This is a genomic window from Variovorax gossypii (genome assembly GCF_003965815.1).
Lineage (GTDB): Bacteria > Pseudomonadota > Gammaproteobacteria > Burkholderiales > Burkholderiaceae_C > Variovorax > Variovorax gossypii.
The window spans coordinates 109,792-127,681 of the sequence record NZ_RXOE01000001.1; the positions used below are offsets into that span (position 1 = coordinate 109,792).

The 17,890-nt window shown below is 68.5% G+C and carries 15 protein-coding genes; 4 read left to right on the forward strand and 11 right to left on the reverse strand.

The annotated features are described in order from the left end of the window. The first annotated feature begins 261 nt into the window (after positions 1–261). Positions 262–1,959: an acyl-CoA dehydrogenase family protein gene (locus EJP69_RS00495; protein WP_420824194.1), complete on the forward strand. Its 1,698-nt coding sequence runs from the start codon at positions 262–264 to the stop codon at positions 1,957–1,959. Here the strand turns inward: EJP69_RS00495 and EJP69_RS00500 are convergent. Genes EJP69_RS00500 through EJP69_RS00525 form a run of 6 tightly spaced genes read right to left on the reverse strand, consistent with a single transcriptional unit; the run spans position 1,946 to position 10,090 of the window. Beyond that, a complete protein-coding gene (locus EJP69_RS00500) occupies positions 1,946–4,231 on the reverse strand; it encodes a molybdopterin-dependent oxidoreductase (protein ID WP_126468395.1) in 2,286 nt (761 codons plus the stop codon). The genes EJP69_RS00495 and EJP69_RS00500 overlap by 14 nt on opposite strands. 49 nt (positions 4,232–4,280) lie before the next feature. Then, positions 4,281–5,258 carry a Bug family tripartite tricarboxylate transporter substrate binding protein gene (locus tag EJP69_RS00505; RefSeq protein WP_240651994.1) on the reverse strand — a complete coding sequence of 326 codons (978 nt, stop codon included), beginning with the start codon at positions 5,256–5,258 and terminating at the stop codon, positions 4,281–4,283. A 40-nt stretch (positions 5,259–5,298) separates the two neighbouring features. Beyond that, positions 5,299–6,156, reverse strand: a complete 858-nt coding sequence (locus EJP69_RS00510) for a sulfurtransferase (RefSeq protein ID WP_126468396.1) — start codon at positions 6,154–6,156, stop codon at positions 5,299–5,301. A 51-nt stretch (positions 6,157–6,207) separates the two neighbouring features. Further along, positions 6,208–7,200 carry a Bug family tripartite tricarboxylate transporter substrate binding protein gene (locus tag EJP69_RS00515; protein ID WP_126468397.1) on the reverse strand — a complete coding sequence of 331 codons (993 nt, stop codon included), beginning with the start codon at positions 7,198–7,200 and terminating at the stop codon, positions 6,208–6,210. A 55-nt stretch (positions 7,201–7,255) separates the two neighbouring features. Next, complete coding sequence (gene purB / locus EJP69_RS00520) at positions 7,256–8,617, reverse strand: adenylosuccinate lyase (RefSeq protein WP_093202688.1); 1,362 nt, start codon at positions 8,615–8,617, stop codon at positions 7,256–7,258. A 15-nt stretch (positions 8,618–8,632) separates the two neighbouring features. Beyond that, positions 8,633–10,090, reverse strand: coding sequence for an FAD-binding oxidoreductase (locus EJP69_RS00525; RefSeq protein WP_126468398.1), 1,458 nt, complete (start codon positions 10,088–10,090; stop codon positions 8,633–8,635). Between the two features lie 158 nt (positions 10,091–10,248). Between EJP69_RS00525 and EJP69_RS00530 the strand changes: the two genes are divergently transcribed. Beyond that, positions 10,249–10,995 carry an IclR family transcriptional regulator gene (locus EJP69_RS00530; RefSeq protein WP_240651995.1) on the forward strand — a complete coding sequence of 249 codons (747 nt, stop codon included), beginning with the start codon at positions 10,249–10,251 and terminating at the stop codon, positions 10,993–10,995. 15 nt (positions 10,996–11,010) lie between these two features. On the opposite strand, the gene EJP69_RS00535 is transcribed toward EJP69_RS00530, so the two are convergent. After that, positions 11,011–12,381, reverse strand: a complete 1,371-nt coding sequence (locus tag EJP69_RS00535; RefSeq protein ID WP_126468399.1) for an MmgE/PrpD family protein — start codon at positions 12,379–12,381, stop codon at positions 11,011–11,013. A 36-nt stretch (positions 12,382–12,417) separates the two neighbouring features. Between EJP69_RS00535 and EJP69_RS00540 the strand changes: the two genes are divergently transcribed. Continuing rightward, entirely contained in the window at positions 12,418–13,299 is an 882-nt protein-coding gene (locus EJP69_RS00540; protein WP_093202680.1) for an MBL fold metallo-hydrolase, read from the forward strand. Positions 13,300–13,324: 25 nt separating this feature from the next. Here EJP69_RS00540 and EJP69_RS00545 read toward each other — a convergent pair whose 3' ends face one another. Together EJP69_RS00545 and EJP69_RS00550 are read right to left on the reverse strand one after the other, a co-directional pair. Further along, positions 13,325–15,214 carry a sensor histidine kinase gene (locus tag EJP69_RS00545; protein ID WP_126469248.1) on the reverse strand — a complete coding sequence of 630 codons (1,890 nt, stop codon included), beginning with the start codon at positions 15,212–15,214 and terminating at the stop codon, positions 13,325–13,327. 152 nt (positions 15,215–15,366) lie between these two features. Further along, entirely contained in the window at positions 15,367–15,726 is a 360-nt protein-coding gene (locus EJP69_RS00550) for a c-type cytochrome (RefSeq protein WP_126468400.1), read from the reverse strand. A 141-nt stretch (positions 15,727–15,867) separates the two neighbouring features. Between EJP69_RS00550 and EJP69_RS00555 the strand changes: the two genes are divergently transcribed. Continuing rightward, a complete protein-coding gene (locus EJP69_RS00555; protein WP_126468401.1) occupies positions 15,868–16,536 on the forward strand; it encodes a hypothetical protein in 669 nt (222 codons plus the stop codon). Between the two features lie 39 nt (positions 16,537–16,575). Here EJP69_RS00555 and EJP69_RS00560 read toward each other — a convergent pair whose 3' ends face one another. Both EJP69_RS00560 and EJP69_RS00565 read right to left on the reverse strand, forming a co-directional pair. Then, complete coding sequence (locus EJP69_RS00560) at positions 16,576–17,382, reverse strand: PPK2 family polyphosphate kinase (RefSeq protein WP_126468402.1); 807 nt, start codon at positions 17,380–17,382, stop codon at positions 16,576–16,578. A gap of 64 nt (positions 17,383–17,446) precedes the next feature. Continuing rightward, the gene (locus EJP69_RS00565; RefSeq protein WP_093306232.1) at positions 17,447–17,884 is read right to left on the reverse strand and encodes an RNA-binding S4 domain-containing protein; all 438 of its coding nucleotides are present in this window, start codon (positions 17,882–17,884) and stop codon (positions 17,447–17,449) included. Positions 17,885–17,890: the final 6 nt, after the last annotated feature.

Consider the following 17,890-nt stretch of genomic DNA (forward strand, 5'->3'; position numbering starts at 1 on the left):
TTCGTTCAACCGGTCGATGGCACCTGAATGGTGAGCAAGGCCGTCTCGTTCCGGTGATTACAGCGCGATCTTGGGTGAAGCGGGAAGCTTCCGGTCGCGGTGACTCGATTCAAGCAAACGCTATGCCATTTTGCGGGCCGTCCGCATTCCGTCTGCGTTCCGTTCGAACGCGATGCGTCGCACCGGGAAAGATCAGGTTCACGAATCGCGGCGAATGATTCACCATGCTGCGCGGCGCAAAGCCATTCCATGGAGATCTTCATGAACATGCCTCTCGAGAGCACAGAACTGGCGTTTCAGTTTTCGCTGGCCGACGGCGTCGAAACGCACAAGGTATTCAACCAGGCCGAGCCTTGCATCGGCCACAACGCGTTCACGGGCGACGTGGCTCTACGGGAACTAGCTCGCAAGCATGCACCATGGAGCATTCCGAACGCGACGGCCGTGGGTGCATTGGCAGGCGACGAACAGGTGCAGGACCTCGCGCGGCTCGCCAACGAGCACAACCCCCAACTGCGCACGCACGACCGCTTCGGCAACCGGCTGGACTGGGTCGAGTTCCATCCCGCATGGCACCAGCTGATGAGCCTGGCCTTTGCGCATGGCGTGCCAAGCCTTGCATGGACGACCACCGAAGACTCGGGCCACTTCGCGCGCGCGGTGCTGAGCTATCTGTGGAACCAGGTCGAGAACGGCACTGGCTGCCCCACCGGCATGGCGTACGCTGCGTGCGCCGGCTTCGAAGGGCGGCCGGAGTTCGCGCTGTGGCGAGAGAAGACGCTCTCGGGCCGGTACGACCCGCGACGCCTGCCTCTTTCGCAGAAGACCGGCGCGGTGATCGGCTATGCCATGACCGAGAAGCAGGGCGGCTCCGACCTGCGCCAGACGCAGACCACGGCGGCCTTCGTCGGCACCGACAACGGCGTGCAGGTCTACAGCATCACGGGCCACAAGTGGTTCTTCTCGGTTCCGACTTCCGACGGCTTCTACACGCTGGCACGAACGCAATCGGGCGTGAGCTGCCTCTTCGTTCCGCGCTTCCTGCCGGACGGCAGCGCAAATCGCGTCGCGGTGCAGCGGCTGAAGGACAAGTGCGGCAACCGCTCCAACGCATCGAGCGAGGTCGAGTTCAACAAGACCTGGGCGATGCTGGTCGGCGAGGAGGGACGCGGCATCCGAGAAATCCTCACGCACGCGCACCTGACGCGGCTCGACTTCGCGGTCGGCTCGGCCGGCCTCATGCGGCAGGCGCTGATATTGGCGATAGGCCACGCATCGACGCGCGACGGCTTCGGCCGCCGCATGGCGGACCTGCCCATGCAGACCAACGTGCTCGCGGACCTCGCGCTCGAAAGCGAAGCGGCCATGCTGTCGGCGATGCGCGTCGCGCGCGCGACCGACGGCATGGAATCGAACGAACGCGAGCGGCTTCTGGCCCGCGTGGCGACGCCGGTGGTCAAGTACTGGAACTGCCAGCGCGCGACGTACTTCGTCTACGAGGCATTGCAGGTGCACGGCGGCAACGGCTTCATCATGGAGAACCCGATCGCGCGGCTTTATCGCGAGGCGCCGCTCAACTCGATCTGGGAAGGCACCACCAACATGATGTGCATGGACGTGGTGCGCGCGCTGGGACGCGAGAAGGGCGCGCTCGAGGTCTTCCTCGACGAGGTGTCGGTACCGCAGGCGGCGGGCAACGCCGCGCATGCGAAGTTCATCGCCAGCCTGCGCGACGATCTCGGCGCGGGCGCGATCGACGAGGGCAACTCGCGAGCCATCGTGACGCGCATGGCCCTTGCGCTCCAGGCGAGCGAGATGCTCAGGCACAGCGACGGCGCGGTCGCGCAGCGCTTCATCGAGTCGCGCCTTGGAGGCCGGCATGCCGGCGTGATCGGCACGCTGGCCGACGGAGCCGACCTGCGAGACATCGTCTCGCGCGCGGCGCTCAACGAGCAGTGACCTCCGGCGGATCGTAGGCCCGGATCGGAGGCAGCGCCTCGTCGAAGCGCTCGATCTGCACGGTGCTCAGCTGTCCGGCGCATCCCTGCGCCAGCGACGATGTCCCGATGTCGCGGGTGAGAACGTTCGGATTGCCGTGCGCGCACATCGGCCTGTTCCTGGCGTCGAGCACGGGGTCATACCAGGCGCCCGTGGGCAGCTGCACGACGTCTTCGCGCATGTCCGTGCACAGGTGCGCGCTGGCCAGGCAGGCGCCGATCTCGTTGAAGAGGCGGACGATGTCGCCCTCGCGGATGCCGCGCGCGGCCGCCGCCGAGGGGTGCATGGTGCAGACCTCGCGCCCGTTGCGCTTGCTGGCCTGGCTGTGAGCGCCGAAGTCGAGCTGGCTGTGGAGCTTGGTGTGCGGCTGGTTGGCCACGAGCCATAGCGGATGGACCGCGTCAGGCGCGAACTCCGGCGGCAGCCACGCCGGATGGCCGGGACAGTCCGCGTAGCCGAAGCCCGCCACCGTGGGCGAGCTGACCTGGATCCTGCCGCTGGGCGTGGCCAGCCGCGCTCCTCCGGGGTCGTTGCGGAAGGCGCGCAGGATGCCGCCGTCGTCCTCCCGCTGCGGCAGCGTGATCTCGCCGTGCTGCCAGAAGGCCTGGAAGTCCGGCGCTTCGAGGCCGAGTGCCTTGAGGCCCGCGCGCGTGCGCTCGTAGAGGTGCGCGAGCCATGCGCGCGTGTCGCGCCCCTCGCTGAAGGCTTCGAGCCCGCCCAGGCGCCGAGCCAGGTCGCAGAAGATGTCGTAGTCGTCGCGCGCGAGCCCGTGGGGCTCGCAGACGCGGTGCATGGCCACCATCAGCGGATCGGTGGGCGTGGCGCCGATGTCCTCGCGCTCCAGGGTCATCGTGCAGGGCAGCACGATGTCGGCGTGGCGGGCGGTGGCGGTCCATGCGATCTCGTGCACGACGAAGGTGTCGAGCGTGCGGAAGGCCTCGCTCAGGCGCCGCAGATCCTGGTGGTGATGGAACGGGTTGCCGCCGGCCCAGTAGGCGAGCCGGATGTGCGGATAGGTATGGCGCTTGCCGTTGTAGTCGAAGGGCTGGCCGGGGTTCAGCAGCATGTCGCTGATGCGGGCCACCGGAATGAACGCCTTGACCCCGTTGTCGCCCTGGGGCAGCGCCGCAGTGGGGACGGCGTTGTTGCGCTTGCCGTAGTGCGCCAGGGTGCCCAGGGCGTAGTTGTAGCCGCCGCCGGGCAGTCCGGGCTGGCCGAGCGCGGCGGCCAGCACCGCGCCCATCCATACGGGCTGCTCGCCGTGCTCGGAGCGCTGCAGCGAATGCGAGACCACCACCAGCACGCGCTTGCCGACCAGGTCGCGGGCCAGCTGCGTCAACTGCGTCGCGGGCAGTCCGCAGATGGGGGCAGCCCAGTCGCAGCTCTTCGCGATGCCATCGCTGCGCCCCATGAGGTAATCCTCGAAGGTGCTCCAGCCGTCGCAATAGCGTTCGATGAAGTCGCGGTCGTGCGAGCCGTCGGTCACCAGCTGGTGGACCAGCGCGAGCATCAGCGCGGTGTCGGTGCCCGGCACGGCGCTCAGCCATTCGAAGGCAGCCTCCTCGGGAAGATCGCTCTTCAGCGGGCTGATGGAGACGAAGCGGCAGCCTCGTGCCGCGGCCGCGCGCATGGACTCGCGCTCGACGTGCCGGCTGATCCCGCCCGAGGCCACGCGCGAGTTCTTGAGCGCCATGCCCCCGAAGGCAAGCACCACGTCGGTGTGCTCGACGATCTGCTCCCAGGTCACGTTGCGCCTTGCCACTTCCTCCATCGTGCCGATGACGTGCGGCAGCATCGGGCCCGAAGCGCCGGCGCTGTAGCTGTTGACCGAGCGCACGTAGCCACCCAGCGTGGTGTTCAGGAAGCGGTGGACCTGGCTCTGCGCGTGGTGAAAGCGCCCCGCGCTGGACCAGCCGTAGGAGCCGCCGAAGATGGCCTCGCAACCGTGCTCGCGCTGCACGCGCCGCAGTTCCGTCGCCAGCCGGTCCAGGACCTCGCCCCAGGCCATGGGAACGAAGCTGTCCTCGCCGCGCTGAGCATCGGGGCCCGGCCCTCGCTCGAGCCAGCCACGGCGCACCATGGGCGTGGTGACGCGTGCGCGGTGATGAACGGCCGTCGCGAAGTTCTCGATCAGCGGATTCGGGTCCGGGTCGCCGGGGTGCGGCCGCACGACGAGCGCGCCGTCTTTCCAGCCCGCGGAGAAGACGCCCCAATGGGCGCTGTGCGGGCGCATGGCGGTGCCGGGTTCCGGCGCAGTGATGGACGACGAGGGCACCTGCGGGTCACTCCACCTTGAGATTGCCGCGCTCCACGCCGCGCCTGTAGTTGGCGATGTCCTGCAGCACGAAGTCCCTGAAGGCGGTGCCGGTACGCGTCGCTTCCTGGGCGCCGTCCGCGCGGTACACGCGCAGCACCTCGGGCGCCTGCATGGCCTGCTTCACGGACTGGGCGATCTTGTCGATGACGGGCTTGGGCGTGCCCTTGGGGGCTGCCAGGCCGTACCACTGGGTCATGACCACGTCGATGCCCGATTCCTTGAGCGTGGGCACGTCGGGCATGCCCGGGATCCGCTTCTCGCTGCTCACCGCCAGCAGCCGCAGCTTGCCGCTGCTGATCTGTCCCATCAGCGGCGTATAGGGCGCGAAGAAGCTGTCGACCAGCCCACCCATGAGGTCGGTCATGACCGGGCCCGATCCCTTGTAGGGGATGTGGAGGATGTCGAGGTTGCCTTGCTGCTTGACCATTTCCATCACGATCTGCGCCGCGCCGCCGGCACCGGTGGATGCGTAGGTGAGCTTGCCGCCCTTGGCTGCGGCGATGTAGTCCTGGATGGTCTTGATCTTCGAGTTGCCGCTGACGACCAGCCCGTAGGGCGTCTCGACCAGCTGGCTGATGAAGACGAAGTCGTCGGGCACCTTGTAGGGCAGGTTGGGGCGTATCGCCGGTGCGCTGCCGACGTTGCCGCTCATCGCCAGCAGCAGGGTGTATCCGTCGGGCTTGGCCTGCGTCATCAGCTCGGCGGCAATGTTGCCGCCCGCGCCCGGCTTGTTGTCGACCACGATGGGCTTGCCGATGTGCTTGCCCAGTTCGTTGGCGATGGTGCGGCCGTAGAGGTCGCCGCCTCCGCCCGGAGGAAAGCCGATCAGCAGCCGGATCGGCTGCTCGGGATAGCCGGCGGCCATGGCCACCGTTGCGGCGCCTGCCAGGCATGCCGCGGCGACCATGCGGAAGCAGCGTCCGATCGAAGGAATTCTTTGCACGGGTGTCTCCAGTCTGTTCTTGTGATCGCTCGATGGGGGCTCAGGCCGCGCCGGTGGCGATGGGCGCGCCCGGCTGGACGCTCCATTCGCTCCAGGAGCCGGGGTACAGCGCCGCGCCCCGCAGTCCCGCGACTTCCATCGCCAGCAGGTTGTGGCAGGCGGTCACGCCCGAGCCGCATTGGTTGATGAGCTGCGCGGCGGGGCGTCCGCCGGTGACGGCGTCGAACTCGCTGCGCAGCAGGGCCGGTGCCTTGAAGCGGCCGTCCGGGCCCAGGTTGTCCTTGAAGAGGCGGTTGCGCGCGCCGGGAATATGCCCGCCCACCGGGTCCATCGTTTCGTTCTCGCCGCGGAAGCGATCGGGTGCGCGGGCGTCCAGCACCAGCCGCTGCGTGCCGTCGATGTTGGCCAGGACCTCGTCATAGGACACCGTCGCGACCAGCGGAGCCTTCAGGCTGAAGCTGCCCTCGGGGCGCGGTGCCGGCTTTTCGGTGTCGAGCGCGTGGCCGGCGGCCTTCCAGGCGGCGATGCCGCCGTCGAGCACGGCGACCTGCCGGTGCCCGGCCCAGCGCAGCATCCACCACAGGCGCGCGGCGTACATGCCGCCGGCGTTGTCGTAGGCCACCACCTGCGCGTCGGCGTTCAGGCCCATCGCAGCCATGGTCCTTGCGAAGGCTTCGCGCGAGGGCAGGGGGTGGCGGCCGTTGCGTCCGGTCTTGGCGGCGGACAGCGCGTGTTCCAGGTGCAGGTAGAAGGCGCCGGGGATGTGCCCTGCGTCGTAGGCGCGCTGACCCGCCTGCAGGTCTGTGAGTTCGAAGCTGCAGTCGAGCAGCAGCAGCGCGGGGTCTTGTTTTCGTGCCGCGGCGAGTTGGTCGGGGGAAATCAGGGTGTCGAAGATCATGGAGGAGAGGAGTCGGTGAAAGGTGCGGAAGGAAGGGGCTGCGTGCCTCGCCTAGGGCGAGATCTCCTTGAGCAGGGCGGGCGTGGCGGCGCCCTTGTAGCGCGCGATGTCTTCCTGGATGAACTTGCCGAAGCCGTCCATCGGCAGGTTGTGCTCCGTGGCTGCATCGCGCCGGATCGCGTCGCGCACTTCTGCCGTGGCGAGCGCGCGGCCCAGGTGGTCGGCCAGGTACTTCACCACCGGCGCGGGCGTGCCCGCCGGCGCGACCAGCCCGTACCACTGGGTCACGGGAACGTTCACGCCCAGTTCCTTGAAGGTGGGCACGTCTGGAATGGCGGGGTTGCGCGCATTGCCCGTGATGGCGAGAAGGCGCAGTTGCCCCTGGCGCACCTGCCCGACCAGCGGCGAGGCGGTCGCGAAGAAACAGTCGACCTGGCCGCCCAGCATGTCGGTGATGGCGGGGCCCGAGCCACGGTAGGGCACGTGCAGCATCTCGACGCCGGCTTCCTTCTTGACCATCTCCATGCCGATGTGCGCGGCCGCGCCGGCGCCCGTGGAGGCGAAGCTGAGCTTCTGCGTGCGGGCCGCGTCGAGCAGTTCTCGCGCCGTCCTGAAGCGCGAGTTGTGGGCGACGAACAGGCCGTGCGGCGCTTCCAGGATCAGCCCGACGGGCGTGAAGTCTTCGGGCACCTTGTACGGGATGGCCTGCGGCCTGATGGCGGGCGCCACCGCGAGGTTGCCGCTCATCGCGAGCAGCAGCGTGTAGCCGTCGGGCTTCGCCTTGGCCACCGCGTCCGCCGCGATGTTGCCGCCGGCTCCGGCGCGGTTGTCGACGATCACGGGTTGCCCCAGCGTCCTGCCGAGTGCGTTGGCGATCAGTCGGCCGTACAGGTCGCCGCCCCCGCCGGGAGGGAACCCCACCACCAGCCTGACCGGCTGCTCGGGATAGGCGGCGAATGCCGGCATGGCCGCCAGGCCCAGCAGGCCGGCCAATGCCAGCGCCATGCGGCGGCGGCGCATGGTTGCGCTTGCAAAGGTTGTCATGGGCTGTCTCCGTTTTGCTCTTGTGGGTGCCGTTCGGCGATTCAGGCGCGGCGGCTCAGTCCTGCAGCCAGGCTTTTTGCTGCTCGACGACGCGGTCGACGGTGGCGCCGCACTGGCCCAGGTACTGCAGCGGGTCGGTGAGGTCGCGGATCTCGGCGTCGCTCAGCAGCTTCGAGAGGCCGGGATGGCTGCGCATGGCGTCGGCGAAGTCGAGCTTCGACGTGATGCCGTGCATCGAGGCTTCATAGATCCATTCGTGCGCGGTCTGCTTGCCCACGCGCTCCGACAGTTCCAGCATGACGCGCTCGGACAGCAGGTAGCCGCGCATCCGGTCGAGGTTGGCGGCCATCGCGTCGGCGTTGACCTTGAGGCCGGCCAGCAGGTTCTTCGCCTGGAACAGCATGGCGCCGGCGATCATGCAGCACTCGGGCAGAGCCTTCCATTCCATCTTCCAGGCGATGCCATCGCGTTCGCTCTCCTGGACCATGCCCTCGACCATCATCGCGGCGTTGTAGCGCAGCGGGCGCGACAGCCCGGCCAGGTTCTCGGCCGATGTCGGGTTGCGCTTGTGCGGCATGGTCGACGAGCCCAGCTTGCCGTCCGAGAAGCCTTCTTCCACTTCGCCGAATTCGTTGCGCTGCATGTTGAAGAGTTCGTTGCCGATCTTCGAGAGCGTGGCACCCAGCATGGCCAGCAGGTTGGCGTACTCGGTGAAGCGGTCGCGCGCCGGTGCCCAGCTGATGGCGGGCGTGCCCAGGCCCAGCTTGTCGAGCATCAGGTGTTCCAGCTGCTCGGCCTTCGGGCCCAGCGATGCCTGGCTGCCCACGGCGCCGGCCAGCATGCCCACCAGCACGCGCGGGGCCGCCTGCACGAGCCGCTCGTGATGGCGGCCCAGCTCGTCGAGCCACACCGCGCACTTGTGGCCGAAGGTGATGGGCAGGGCCTGCACGCCGTGCGTGCGGCCGGCCATCGGAACGTCGCGGTGAGTGGTCGCGAGACGGGCGAGCTCCTTGCCGACCGCCTTGATGTCGCGCAGCGCCACGGCGTGAAACTCCTTGAGCTGCAGCGCCACGCCGGTGTCCACCACGTCCTGCGTGGTGGCGCCGTAGTGCACCCACTCGCCGTTTTCCTTCGAGCAGCGCGACTGCAGCTGCTTCAGCGCGGGCACCAGCGAGTGCTTGATGCGGCGGATCTCGGCCGACATCGCGGCGATGTCGATGTTCTCCACCTGTGCCTGCATCGCGATTTCGCGTGCGGCGGCCGGCGGGATGATCCCCAGCTCGGCCTGCGCGGCGGCCAGCGCGGCTTCGAAATCGAGCCACTTCTGCACGCGGTTCTCCTCGCCGAAGATCCGGCGCAGTTCGTCGGTGCCCCACAAGTGCTGGAGCGATTGCATGTCGAAAACGGAAACGGGCATGTGAGTCCTGAAGTGCTAGAGGGAAGAAGGGCGCGGGGTGGCGACGGGCAGGGGCAACACTCGCCCCGGATTGAAGGTGTTCTCGGGGTCGAGCGCATGCTTGATGCGCGCCATCAGTTCCAGCGCGACGGGCTGCTTGTATTGCAGGAAGGCCTCCTGCTTGAGACGCCCGATGCCGTGCTCTGCGGAGATCGAGCCCTGCATGCGCGCGGTGATCGCATGCACCACGTCGTGCACGGCTTCCTCGCGCGCGCGGAACGCTGCGTCGGACATGCCGGGCGGCCTGCTCTGGTTGTAGTGAAGGTTGCCGTCGCCCACGTGGCCGAAGCAGACCACGCGAATGCCGGGAAGCAGACCTTCCAGCGCGGCGCCGGCTTCGGCGATGAACTCGGGGATGCGCGACACGGCGACGGAGATGTCGTGCTTGATCGACGGTCCGTCGAGCCGCTGGGCCTCGGGCACGTGTTCGCGCAGAGCCCACAGTGCATGGGCCTGCTGGCCGGATGCGGCGAGCACCGCGTCGAGCACGAGGCCTTGCTCCATCGCGCCGGCCAGTGCGTCTTCCACCGCGGGCGTCGGGTCGAGCAGGGCGGAGGTCTCGGAAACGTCGAACAGCACGGCCCAGGCGTGCTCGCCCGCCAGCGGGTCGCGCATGCCGGGCGTGCCATGCGCGAGCACCTGGGCCAGCGCCTCGCGTCCGATCAGCTCGAAGGCCGTCACCCGTTCGCCGACGGCGTCGCCCAGGCGGGCCAGCAATTCCACGGCTGCCTGCGGATCGCGCACGGCCACCCAGCCGGTGACGACCTTGTCCGGCCTTGCATGGAGCTTGAAGGTGGCCGCCGTCACGATGCCGAGCGTGCCTTCGCCGCCGATGAACAGCTGCTTCAGGTCGTAGCCGGTGTTGTCCTTGCGCAGTGCTCCCGATGCGTCGAGCACGCGACCGTCCGCCAGCACGACCTCGATGCCCAGGGTCAGGTCGCGCGTGTTGCCGTAGCGCAGTACCTGTTCGCCGCCGGCGTTGGTCGAGACCACGCCGCCGACCGTGGCGCTGCCTTCGGACGCCAGCGAAAGCGGAAAGAGCCGGCCGGCGGCGGCAGCGGCTTCCTGCGCCGCGAGCACGGTGCAGCCGGCTTCCAGGGTCATGCTGTTGTCGAGCGGGTCCACGCGGCGCACCCTGGTCATGCGGTCGAGGCTCAGCACGACTTCGCGGCTCGACGCGTCCGGCGTGGAGCCGCCCACCAGCCCAGTGTTTCCGCCCTGCGGCACCACGGGAACTCCCCATGTCGCGCACAGGGCGACCACGCGCGAAACCTCCTCGGTGCTCGCAGGCCGCACGACGGCTCGTGCGGCGCCAGGGTAGTTGCGGCGCCAGTCGCCGACGTAGCGCGCCGTGGATGCGTCGTCGGTGAGCACGTGGGCCGCGCCTGTGATTGCACGGAGCTCTTCGACGAATGGATCGGCAGGGTTCGACATGGATTGCGCGCTTCCGCGATGGCTGCGCCGCTGGGCGGCGGGTTGTCTCTTCGTTTTCTCGTTTGTTTCAATGAATAAAACAAACTTCAATGAATGAAACTGTAGGATCGCAGGCGGCAACTGTCAACCCGGATAATCCGCAGCCCGGAGCGCCCACCATGAAAAACCAAGAAATCGATACCGCAGCGTCCGTCGGACCCAAGCCTCCCGCCGGCGTGCTGGAGCGGGGCATTTCCATCCTCGAGTGCTTCAGCGAAGACCGGCTGCGCATGTCCCTGCGCGAGCTGGCCGAGTGCACGGGCCTGGACAAGGCCACGCTGCTGCGGCTGCTCGGCGTGCTGACGCGCGCCCGGATGATTCATCGCTTCGACAGCGGCAGCTACGCGCCCGGTCCGGCGTTGCTGCACATGGGCATGCTCTACCGCAGCACCTTCGACCTCGGCACGCGGCTGCAGCCGGTGCTGCACGAGGTGATGCGGCAGACCGGCGAGACCGTGGCCTTCTACATCCGCAGCGGGGAAGAGCGCGTGTGCCTCTACCGCGAGAACACGGCCAGGGAGGTGCGCCACCACGTCGAGGTGGGAACGCGCATTCCGCTCTCCGCCGGCGGTTCCTCGGCCCACATCCTCCTGGCCTTCACCGGCGGCACCACGGAGCATCAGGCCGAGATCGATGCGAAGGGCTATGCGATGACGCGCGCCGAGCGCGTCGCCGAGATGGCATCGGTCGCGCTTCCGGTGTTCGACGGCGATGGCACCTTTCTCGGCGCGCTGGTGGTCATCGGCCTGGCGTCGCGCCATAGCGTGGCGGCCCAGCGCAAGGCCGCGGAGATCGTGCGGCACGAACTGGCCCTGCAGGGGTTCGCCAGCAAGGCCCCGAGCGGCTGGAGGCCGGTGCAGGCCTGACGCCGGGGCGCGGTCTCAGCGGCCGAAGAGTTCGGGCGACGGCAGGCAAGGCTCGTCGTCCCGCGATGCATCTGCGAAGGTGGCGCACCAGTCGGCGATTCGCACGGCCTGCGCATCGGTCATCGCCGGGACGAATGCGCGCATGCGTGCCTGCAGCTGCGGCCAGTCGAAGGGGTCTTCCGGATCTCCCCGGCGCAGTTCGCGCAGCGAGCTGAAGCTGCGGCCGTCCTGCATCGTGATGATCACGCGCGCAGGGCGTTTCCGCGGAAAGGCCTGCTGGAAGCCGTCGTCCGTCGCCACACGCACGCGTTCGGCCAGCGCGAGCAGCGTCGGCGAGTGCAGGTCGGGCGTCTCCATGTCCTCGATGCCCAGTCGGCCGCTCAACAGCAGGGTGGCCATCACGTAGCGCAGGCAGAAGGCCGTCTCCGCCGCCTTGGACGGCCAGTGCACGCCGGCGATCTTCAGCGCGTGCGGGAAGATGGTCACGTCCACCGACTCGATCTCGTGCGGCGCGGGGCGGTGCCTGTCCATGATTTCGCGCGCGGCATCCAGCGGGGTGAACAGTTGGGCGCAGCAGGGCCAGGCCTTGATGGTGGCGGTGTTCAGCCGTTCGGGTGCGTCGAGCTCGCCGTCCAGCGCTGCCAGCGGGCCGTCTCCTTGCAGGAGTGCGTAGAGGCCGCGTCGCCCGGTGACGAAGGCGCGCGCGCCGGGGAAGCCCGCCTGCGCAGCCCATGCGGCCATCATGCCGTTGCGCACGGCGAAGGCCGGGTGCAGCGACTTCGATTCGTGCGCCTCGTCGTCCACCAGTTGCCACAGGCCGGCGGATTGCGTCGCCGCGATTCCCATCGCGTGGTGCAACTGCGCTTGCGGCAAGCCCAGCGCAACCGCGCTCGCGGCCGCCGCGCCTACGCAACCGGCGGTGGCGGTGGCGTGGAAGCCGGCGGCGTGGCGCGTGCCCAGTACTTCGCCGACGCGCAGCGCCACCTCGTAGCCGGCAATGATCGCGTCGGCAGCTCGCCGCATCGGCAGCGGTTGTGTCGCGGCCAGCGCCATCACTGGCGAGATGGCGACCACGCCAGGGTGCAGCATCGCGGCGCGGTGTGCGTCGTCGATCTCGCGCAGATGGGCGATGCCGGCGTTGGCGAAGCCCGCGGCCAGCGGCTGCAGAGAGGGGCCACCGAAGACCGGAGCCGGGCCTTGCCCCGGCATGCTGGCGGCGGCAAGCCGGTGCAACGCGGTCGCGCCGGCCATGCCGATCGCGGACCACCCGGCGGTGAACCAGTCGAGCATGGCCTGCGCCAGGCGGTCGCGGGTAGCTTGGGCAAGAGGGCGGCCCTGCATGGCCGCAAGGTGGGCTGCCAGGACCGATTCCGGATCGCGGGTCATATAATTTATTTCGTTCAATGAAATTGCTTTCATTATATGAACCAAGCCGAACTGACGATCCAGCACTTCTTCGACCCTGCCACCTCGACTTTTTCCTATCTGGTCGATGACGGTGCAGGCTCCTGCGCGGTCATCGACCCGGTGATGGGCTACCAGGCGAATTCGGGGCGGACCGACCCCGCCCCGGTGGACGCGGTGGCCGAGGCGATCGCGCGACGAGGGCTGACATTGCAATGGCTGCTGGAGACGCATGCGCATGCCGATCACCTGTCCGGAGCTCCGTATCTGCGCAAGCGCTTCGGCGGCACGCTGGCCGTGGGCAGCGGCATCACCGCGGTGCAGCGGGTGTTTCGGGGCGTCTTCAATGCCGAAGACCTGGCGGTGGACGGTTCGCAGTTCCAGCATCTGTTTGCCGACGGCGAGGCATTCCGCATCGGCCGGCTGCAGGCTCGGGCTCTCCACGCAGGCGGCCACACGCCTGCGGACGTGGCCTATCTCGTGGAGGACCCGGCCGGAGGGCCCGCGGCAGTGTTCGTGGGAGACACGCTCTTCATGCCCGACGTAGGCACGGCGCGCTGCGACTTTCCCGGCGGCGACGCACGCCAGCTCTATCGCTCCATCCAGCGGCTGCTCGCGCTGCCCGGGGACACCCGTCTCTACCTTTGCCACGACTACCCGCCTGCCTCGCGCGAGCCGGCGCCCGGCACCACCGTGGCCGCGCAAAGGGAGGGCAACATCCACGTGCGCGACGGCATCGGCGAAGAGGAGTTCGTGGCCCTGCGCCGTGCGCGCGACGCCACGCTGGCGATGCCGGCCCTGATGCTGCCCTCGGTCCAGGTCAATGTCCGCGCCGGGAGCCTGCCGCCCGCCGAGGCCAACGGCGTTGCCTACCTGAAGATTCCCGTCGATCGGCTGTAGTCGGCCGCCCGGCGCGGCTTGTCCCTCAAGCCGCCTGAGCCTCGCGCCGAAGCGGCAGCCACAGCACGAACCGCGTTCCCGTCGGCCGGGATTCCCAGTCGACGGTGCCGTGGATCGAGCGCGCGCGTCGCCGCTGGTTCTGCAGGCCGCGGCCGGACGAGGAGGCCATTGCCTTGTCGATGTCGAAGCCCTGTCCGTTGTCCTCGATGGTCACGGACACGCCTGCGCCGTCGAACGAGGTGGCCACGCGGATCTCCGTCGCGCGCGTGTGGCGCAGGATGTTCGAGATGCTCTCCTGCACGATGCGCAGGATGTGCAGCGCGCTCGACGGGTCCAGCCACTCCAGCGCGGGCAGTTCCTGCACTTCCCAGCGCAGCGAGACGCCGGTGCCTTCGAGGCGAGGTTCGAGCCGGTAGCGCAGCGTGGCCAGCAGCAGGAGCACGTCGGCCTCCACCGGCTCCAGCGAGTCGAGCGTGAGCTTCAGGTCGTCGAGGCAGCTCTTGAGGATCTGCGAGACCTTGTCGTCGCTCATGCCGCCGCCCTCGACCGAGCGGATGGCGCTGATCAGCGAGGAGCCCAGCCCGTCGTGCATGTCCTGCATCAGCCGCTGGCGCTCGTCGCTGATGGTCTGCCGGCGCTCGATCTCGCGCAGCCGGCGGTGGCTGACTTCCAGCTCGGCCTCGCGCTTCTGCAGGCGCTGCGCGAGGCTCGCATTGAGCTGCTCGACTTCGCCGATGGCGTGCATGTAGCGGCGGTACATCAGCACGCCGAACACGCTGAAGGTGACGGCGTTGGTGTACGCCCCGAGGTACCAGCCCTCGGGGCTGATGAAGTTGTTCTGCAGCAGCCAGTCGGTGACGCCCAGCAGCACGCAGATGCCGATGCCGACCGCGACCAGCCGGCCTTCGGTGGACCGGCGCCACGCGCTGACGGCGCCGACCAAACAGACTGCCGTGCCCATGAGCGCCGCGATCGCGTAGATCAGCGGCGTCACCTGCGGCGTGTTCTGCACGATGGCCAGACCGGGAATCGTGACGATGCCGATGGCCGCCGTCGTCACGACCACGCCGCGGGTGAGCCATGCAAGCTGCCGCCCATGAAGCTGCCGCAGGAAGAAGTGCACGACCATCACCAGCCAGAAGAGCGAGTTGACGGTCAGCCATGCGAACCAGTCGTTGAGGACCGGCAGGCTCACGTAGAAATGCAGCCCCCGCATGAAGGAAGTGGCCGCGAGGTTGAAGAAGAGCAGGTAGCCCGTTTCGTCGCGGCGCCTGAACCACACGAAGAGCGCGAACACGCCCACTGCCATGAACGCCGCGCCGAGCATCGCGGGGAGCTCCTGCTGCAGCCACTGGCGCATGCCGTGGCGGCCCCTCAGCGCGTCGACGGGGCCGAGCCACAGCGACGAGAGCGCCACCTGCGCGCTGCGGGTGTGCTCGAGGCGCAGCAGGATCTCGCGGGGCGGCGCCTTGCCGACGCTGTTGTCGTCGAGCTGGACCCACAGCGGAGTGCGGGTGCTGTTCCACAGCGGGCCCGACTGCTGCGCGCGATGGACTAGCTGGCCGTCGACATAGACCGCGATGGTGCCGTCGGTCTTGATGCGCGCGCCGTACAGGGCCAGCGGCCCCGGGCCCGCGTGCAGGCCGCGGGTGCTCAGCCTGATCCAGGTGGTGCGTGTCGTGGTGGTCGAGGTGTTCTCGGCCTGGCTCAGCAGCGCGATGGGGAGGGCCAGGGGCAGCTCGACCGGCTTCCATCTGTCCGGCAGCGTGCTGCTTTCCTGCGTGGTTGGCGGGGCGCTGAAGCCCGATGCGTCGTCGACCTGCCAGTCCGCCCTGGTCAGGTGCTGCAGCGCGTCGGACTGCTGCAGGCCTGTCGCCCCGACCAGGAAGACGCCGATGATGCCCAGCAGCGCCATCGAAATGACGAGCACCACGTTGGCGAAGAAGGGCGCGGGACGGTAGTTCAAGAGGTGCAGGGGCATGGGCCGCGTCCGGAGCCGACGCGAGGCATGTAACCTATTTTCTCACTTTGTAACCATCCGGAAGCAGTTTTGCTCCCTTGGGGTTTTCAGCGTGGCGGCTGTTGCGACAGGATCCATTGCGACAGGGCGCGTGCTTCGGCCTCCGAAACCTGCGTCTGCCTGGGCATGATCACACGGCCCCATGTGCCCACGCTGCCGTCGCGGATCTTCCCGGCGAGGCGCGCCGCCGCTTCGCCGTCGCCGCGGTAGCGCTCGGCGATCTGCACGAAGCCCGGGCCCACCTGCTTGTGGACGAGGCCGTGGCAGGCCATGCAGGCGTTCCTGCGGGCCAGGTCGGCGGGTGTCGTCTGCTGGGCTGCAGCCGTTTTCGGAGGTACTGCCAGGACGGCTGTCAGGGCAGCGGCGGTAAGGGCGGAAAGGAATGTGCCGGGGGTCTCGATCTTCATGTGGCGGGTGTGGCTTCTGCAGGCCATCGTCGCATGTGCCGGGCAGGGCGCCGTCGTCGTGCATTCACGACAAGGTGATTCAAGAGTAACTATATGTATGGTTAAATCCGCGCAACTATCGCGAAGAAGAAGAGGGATTGCATGAAGCTGCTGCTGAGCATTGCGTTCGCCGCCGTGGCCCTGGCCGGTTGCGCCAGTGCACCGACCACGCCCACGGAGCCCGGAACGGGCAGGGGCACTTCCTATGTGCCCATGGTCGCCATGGAAGGCGTGGACAAGGTTCGCTACGACAACGACGTGGCCGACTGCCGCACCGCCGCCAATCGCATCTCGGCACGCAGCGAAACCGGCGATGCCATGTGGGGCGCGCTGGGCCTGGGGCTGATCACCGTGCATGGCCAGGGCATCGTGGCCGCTGCGTCGTACACCGGCATCACCGCCGCCATCATCGACTGGAACGGCCGCCCCAGCTCCGAACTCATCGCCGAGCACCAGCAGATCGCCATCGTGCATTGCATGGCCAAGCGCGGCTATCGCAACCTCGATCCCAACGTGCGCGACTCGTTCTACGGCAACACCTTCGACCCGGGCGTCATCGTCAAGCCGCGCCGCACGGGCGTCGACACCTACAACGTCGAGACGCTGGCCAAGGCCGGCCGCTGCAACATCCAGCCGCGCGCCGAACTCACGGCCAAGGGCCCAGGCTACGAAACCTACAACGTGCCTTGCGACAACGGCGGAACCTGGGCGGTGCGCTGCGAGTTCGGCAAGTGCCGCGTGCTGGCGCAGGCGGTCATCCGCCGCTCCTGAGCCTGAGTTCCGGGCCGGGCCGCTTCGCCGGCCCCGGGCTCACTTGACGATCATGCCCTTGAGCGCCGGATCCGGCGGCGGGGCCTTGAGCTTCATCTGACGCATCGTCTTCACCAGCAGTTGGGCAATCATCACGTTGCGGTGCCGCTTGCTGTTGGCGGGCACCACGTACCAGGGCGCATGCTCCGTCGACGTGGCGGCCAGCGCGTTCTGGTAGGCCTGCTGGTAGGCGCCCCACTTGGTGCGCACTTCCAGGTCGTCCATGCTGAACTTCCATTGCTTGCCGGGCGTATCGATGCGCGCCTGAAGGCGCTCGCGCTGCTCGTCCTTGTCGATGTGCAGCATGCACTTGACGACCACGGTGCCGGTCTCTGTGAGCAGCCGCTCGAAGTCGTTGATCTGCGCGTAGCGGCGCTTGGCCTCGGCCTTGTCGATCCAGCCTTCGACCATGGGCACCAGCACGTCCTCGTAGTGGCTGCGGTTCCACACCATGATCTCGCCGGTGCGCGGCACCGCTGCGTGGCAGCGCCAGAGGTAGTCGCGCGCGCGTTCGTCCACGGTCGGCGCCTTGAAGGCCGTCACGCGCACGCCCAGCGGCGAGGTGCGCGAGAACACCCAGCGCACGGTGCCGTCCTTGCCGCTGGTGTCCATGCCCTGCAGCACCAGCAGCAGCTTGCGCCGGCCTTCGGCGTTCAGCAGGTCCTGCAGCTCATCGAGCTCGACCGCCAGCGCGTCGACTTCGGCGTGCTGCGTGGCTTCGTCGCCTTCGCAGAAGGGCGTGTCGCCGGGGTCGACGTGCGAGAGCTTGAACTTGCCGCCGACGCGGTATTTCTTGAAGCTGGCCATGAAGCGGGACTCCGTGAAGAACAACGAAGCCCACAGCGTAAGCGATCGACCCGGCGGACGGCCGTCAGCGCTCGTCGTCCTCGGGCGGCAGCGAGGCGCTCCAGCGGCTGTCCCAGTCGGTGTGCCGGCGCACCGCGCCGTCGAGCTCGCGCCGGTCGCGCTTGGTGGGGCGGCCCTGTTCGATGGCCAGGGCCGGCTCGATGCCCGCGCGGCGCATTTCCCTGAACGCAGCCTGTGCCGCCAGGCTCTCGGCCGTTTCCTCGTAGAGCTGCTGCGCCACCGGCGCCGGTCCGCGCTGGCCGCTGAGGCCGCGCACCGTCACGGTCCGCGTCAGCGGGCCCATGCGCATGGCGACGGTGTCGCCGGCCTTGACCTCGCGCGAGGCCTTGGCGATGTCTCCGTTCACCTGCACGCGGTTCTTGCCGATTTCCTCCGCGGCCAGCGAGCGCGTCTTGAAGAAGCGGGCGGCCCAGAGCCATTTGTCGATGCGCAGACGGTCCATGGATGT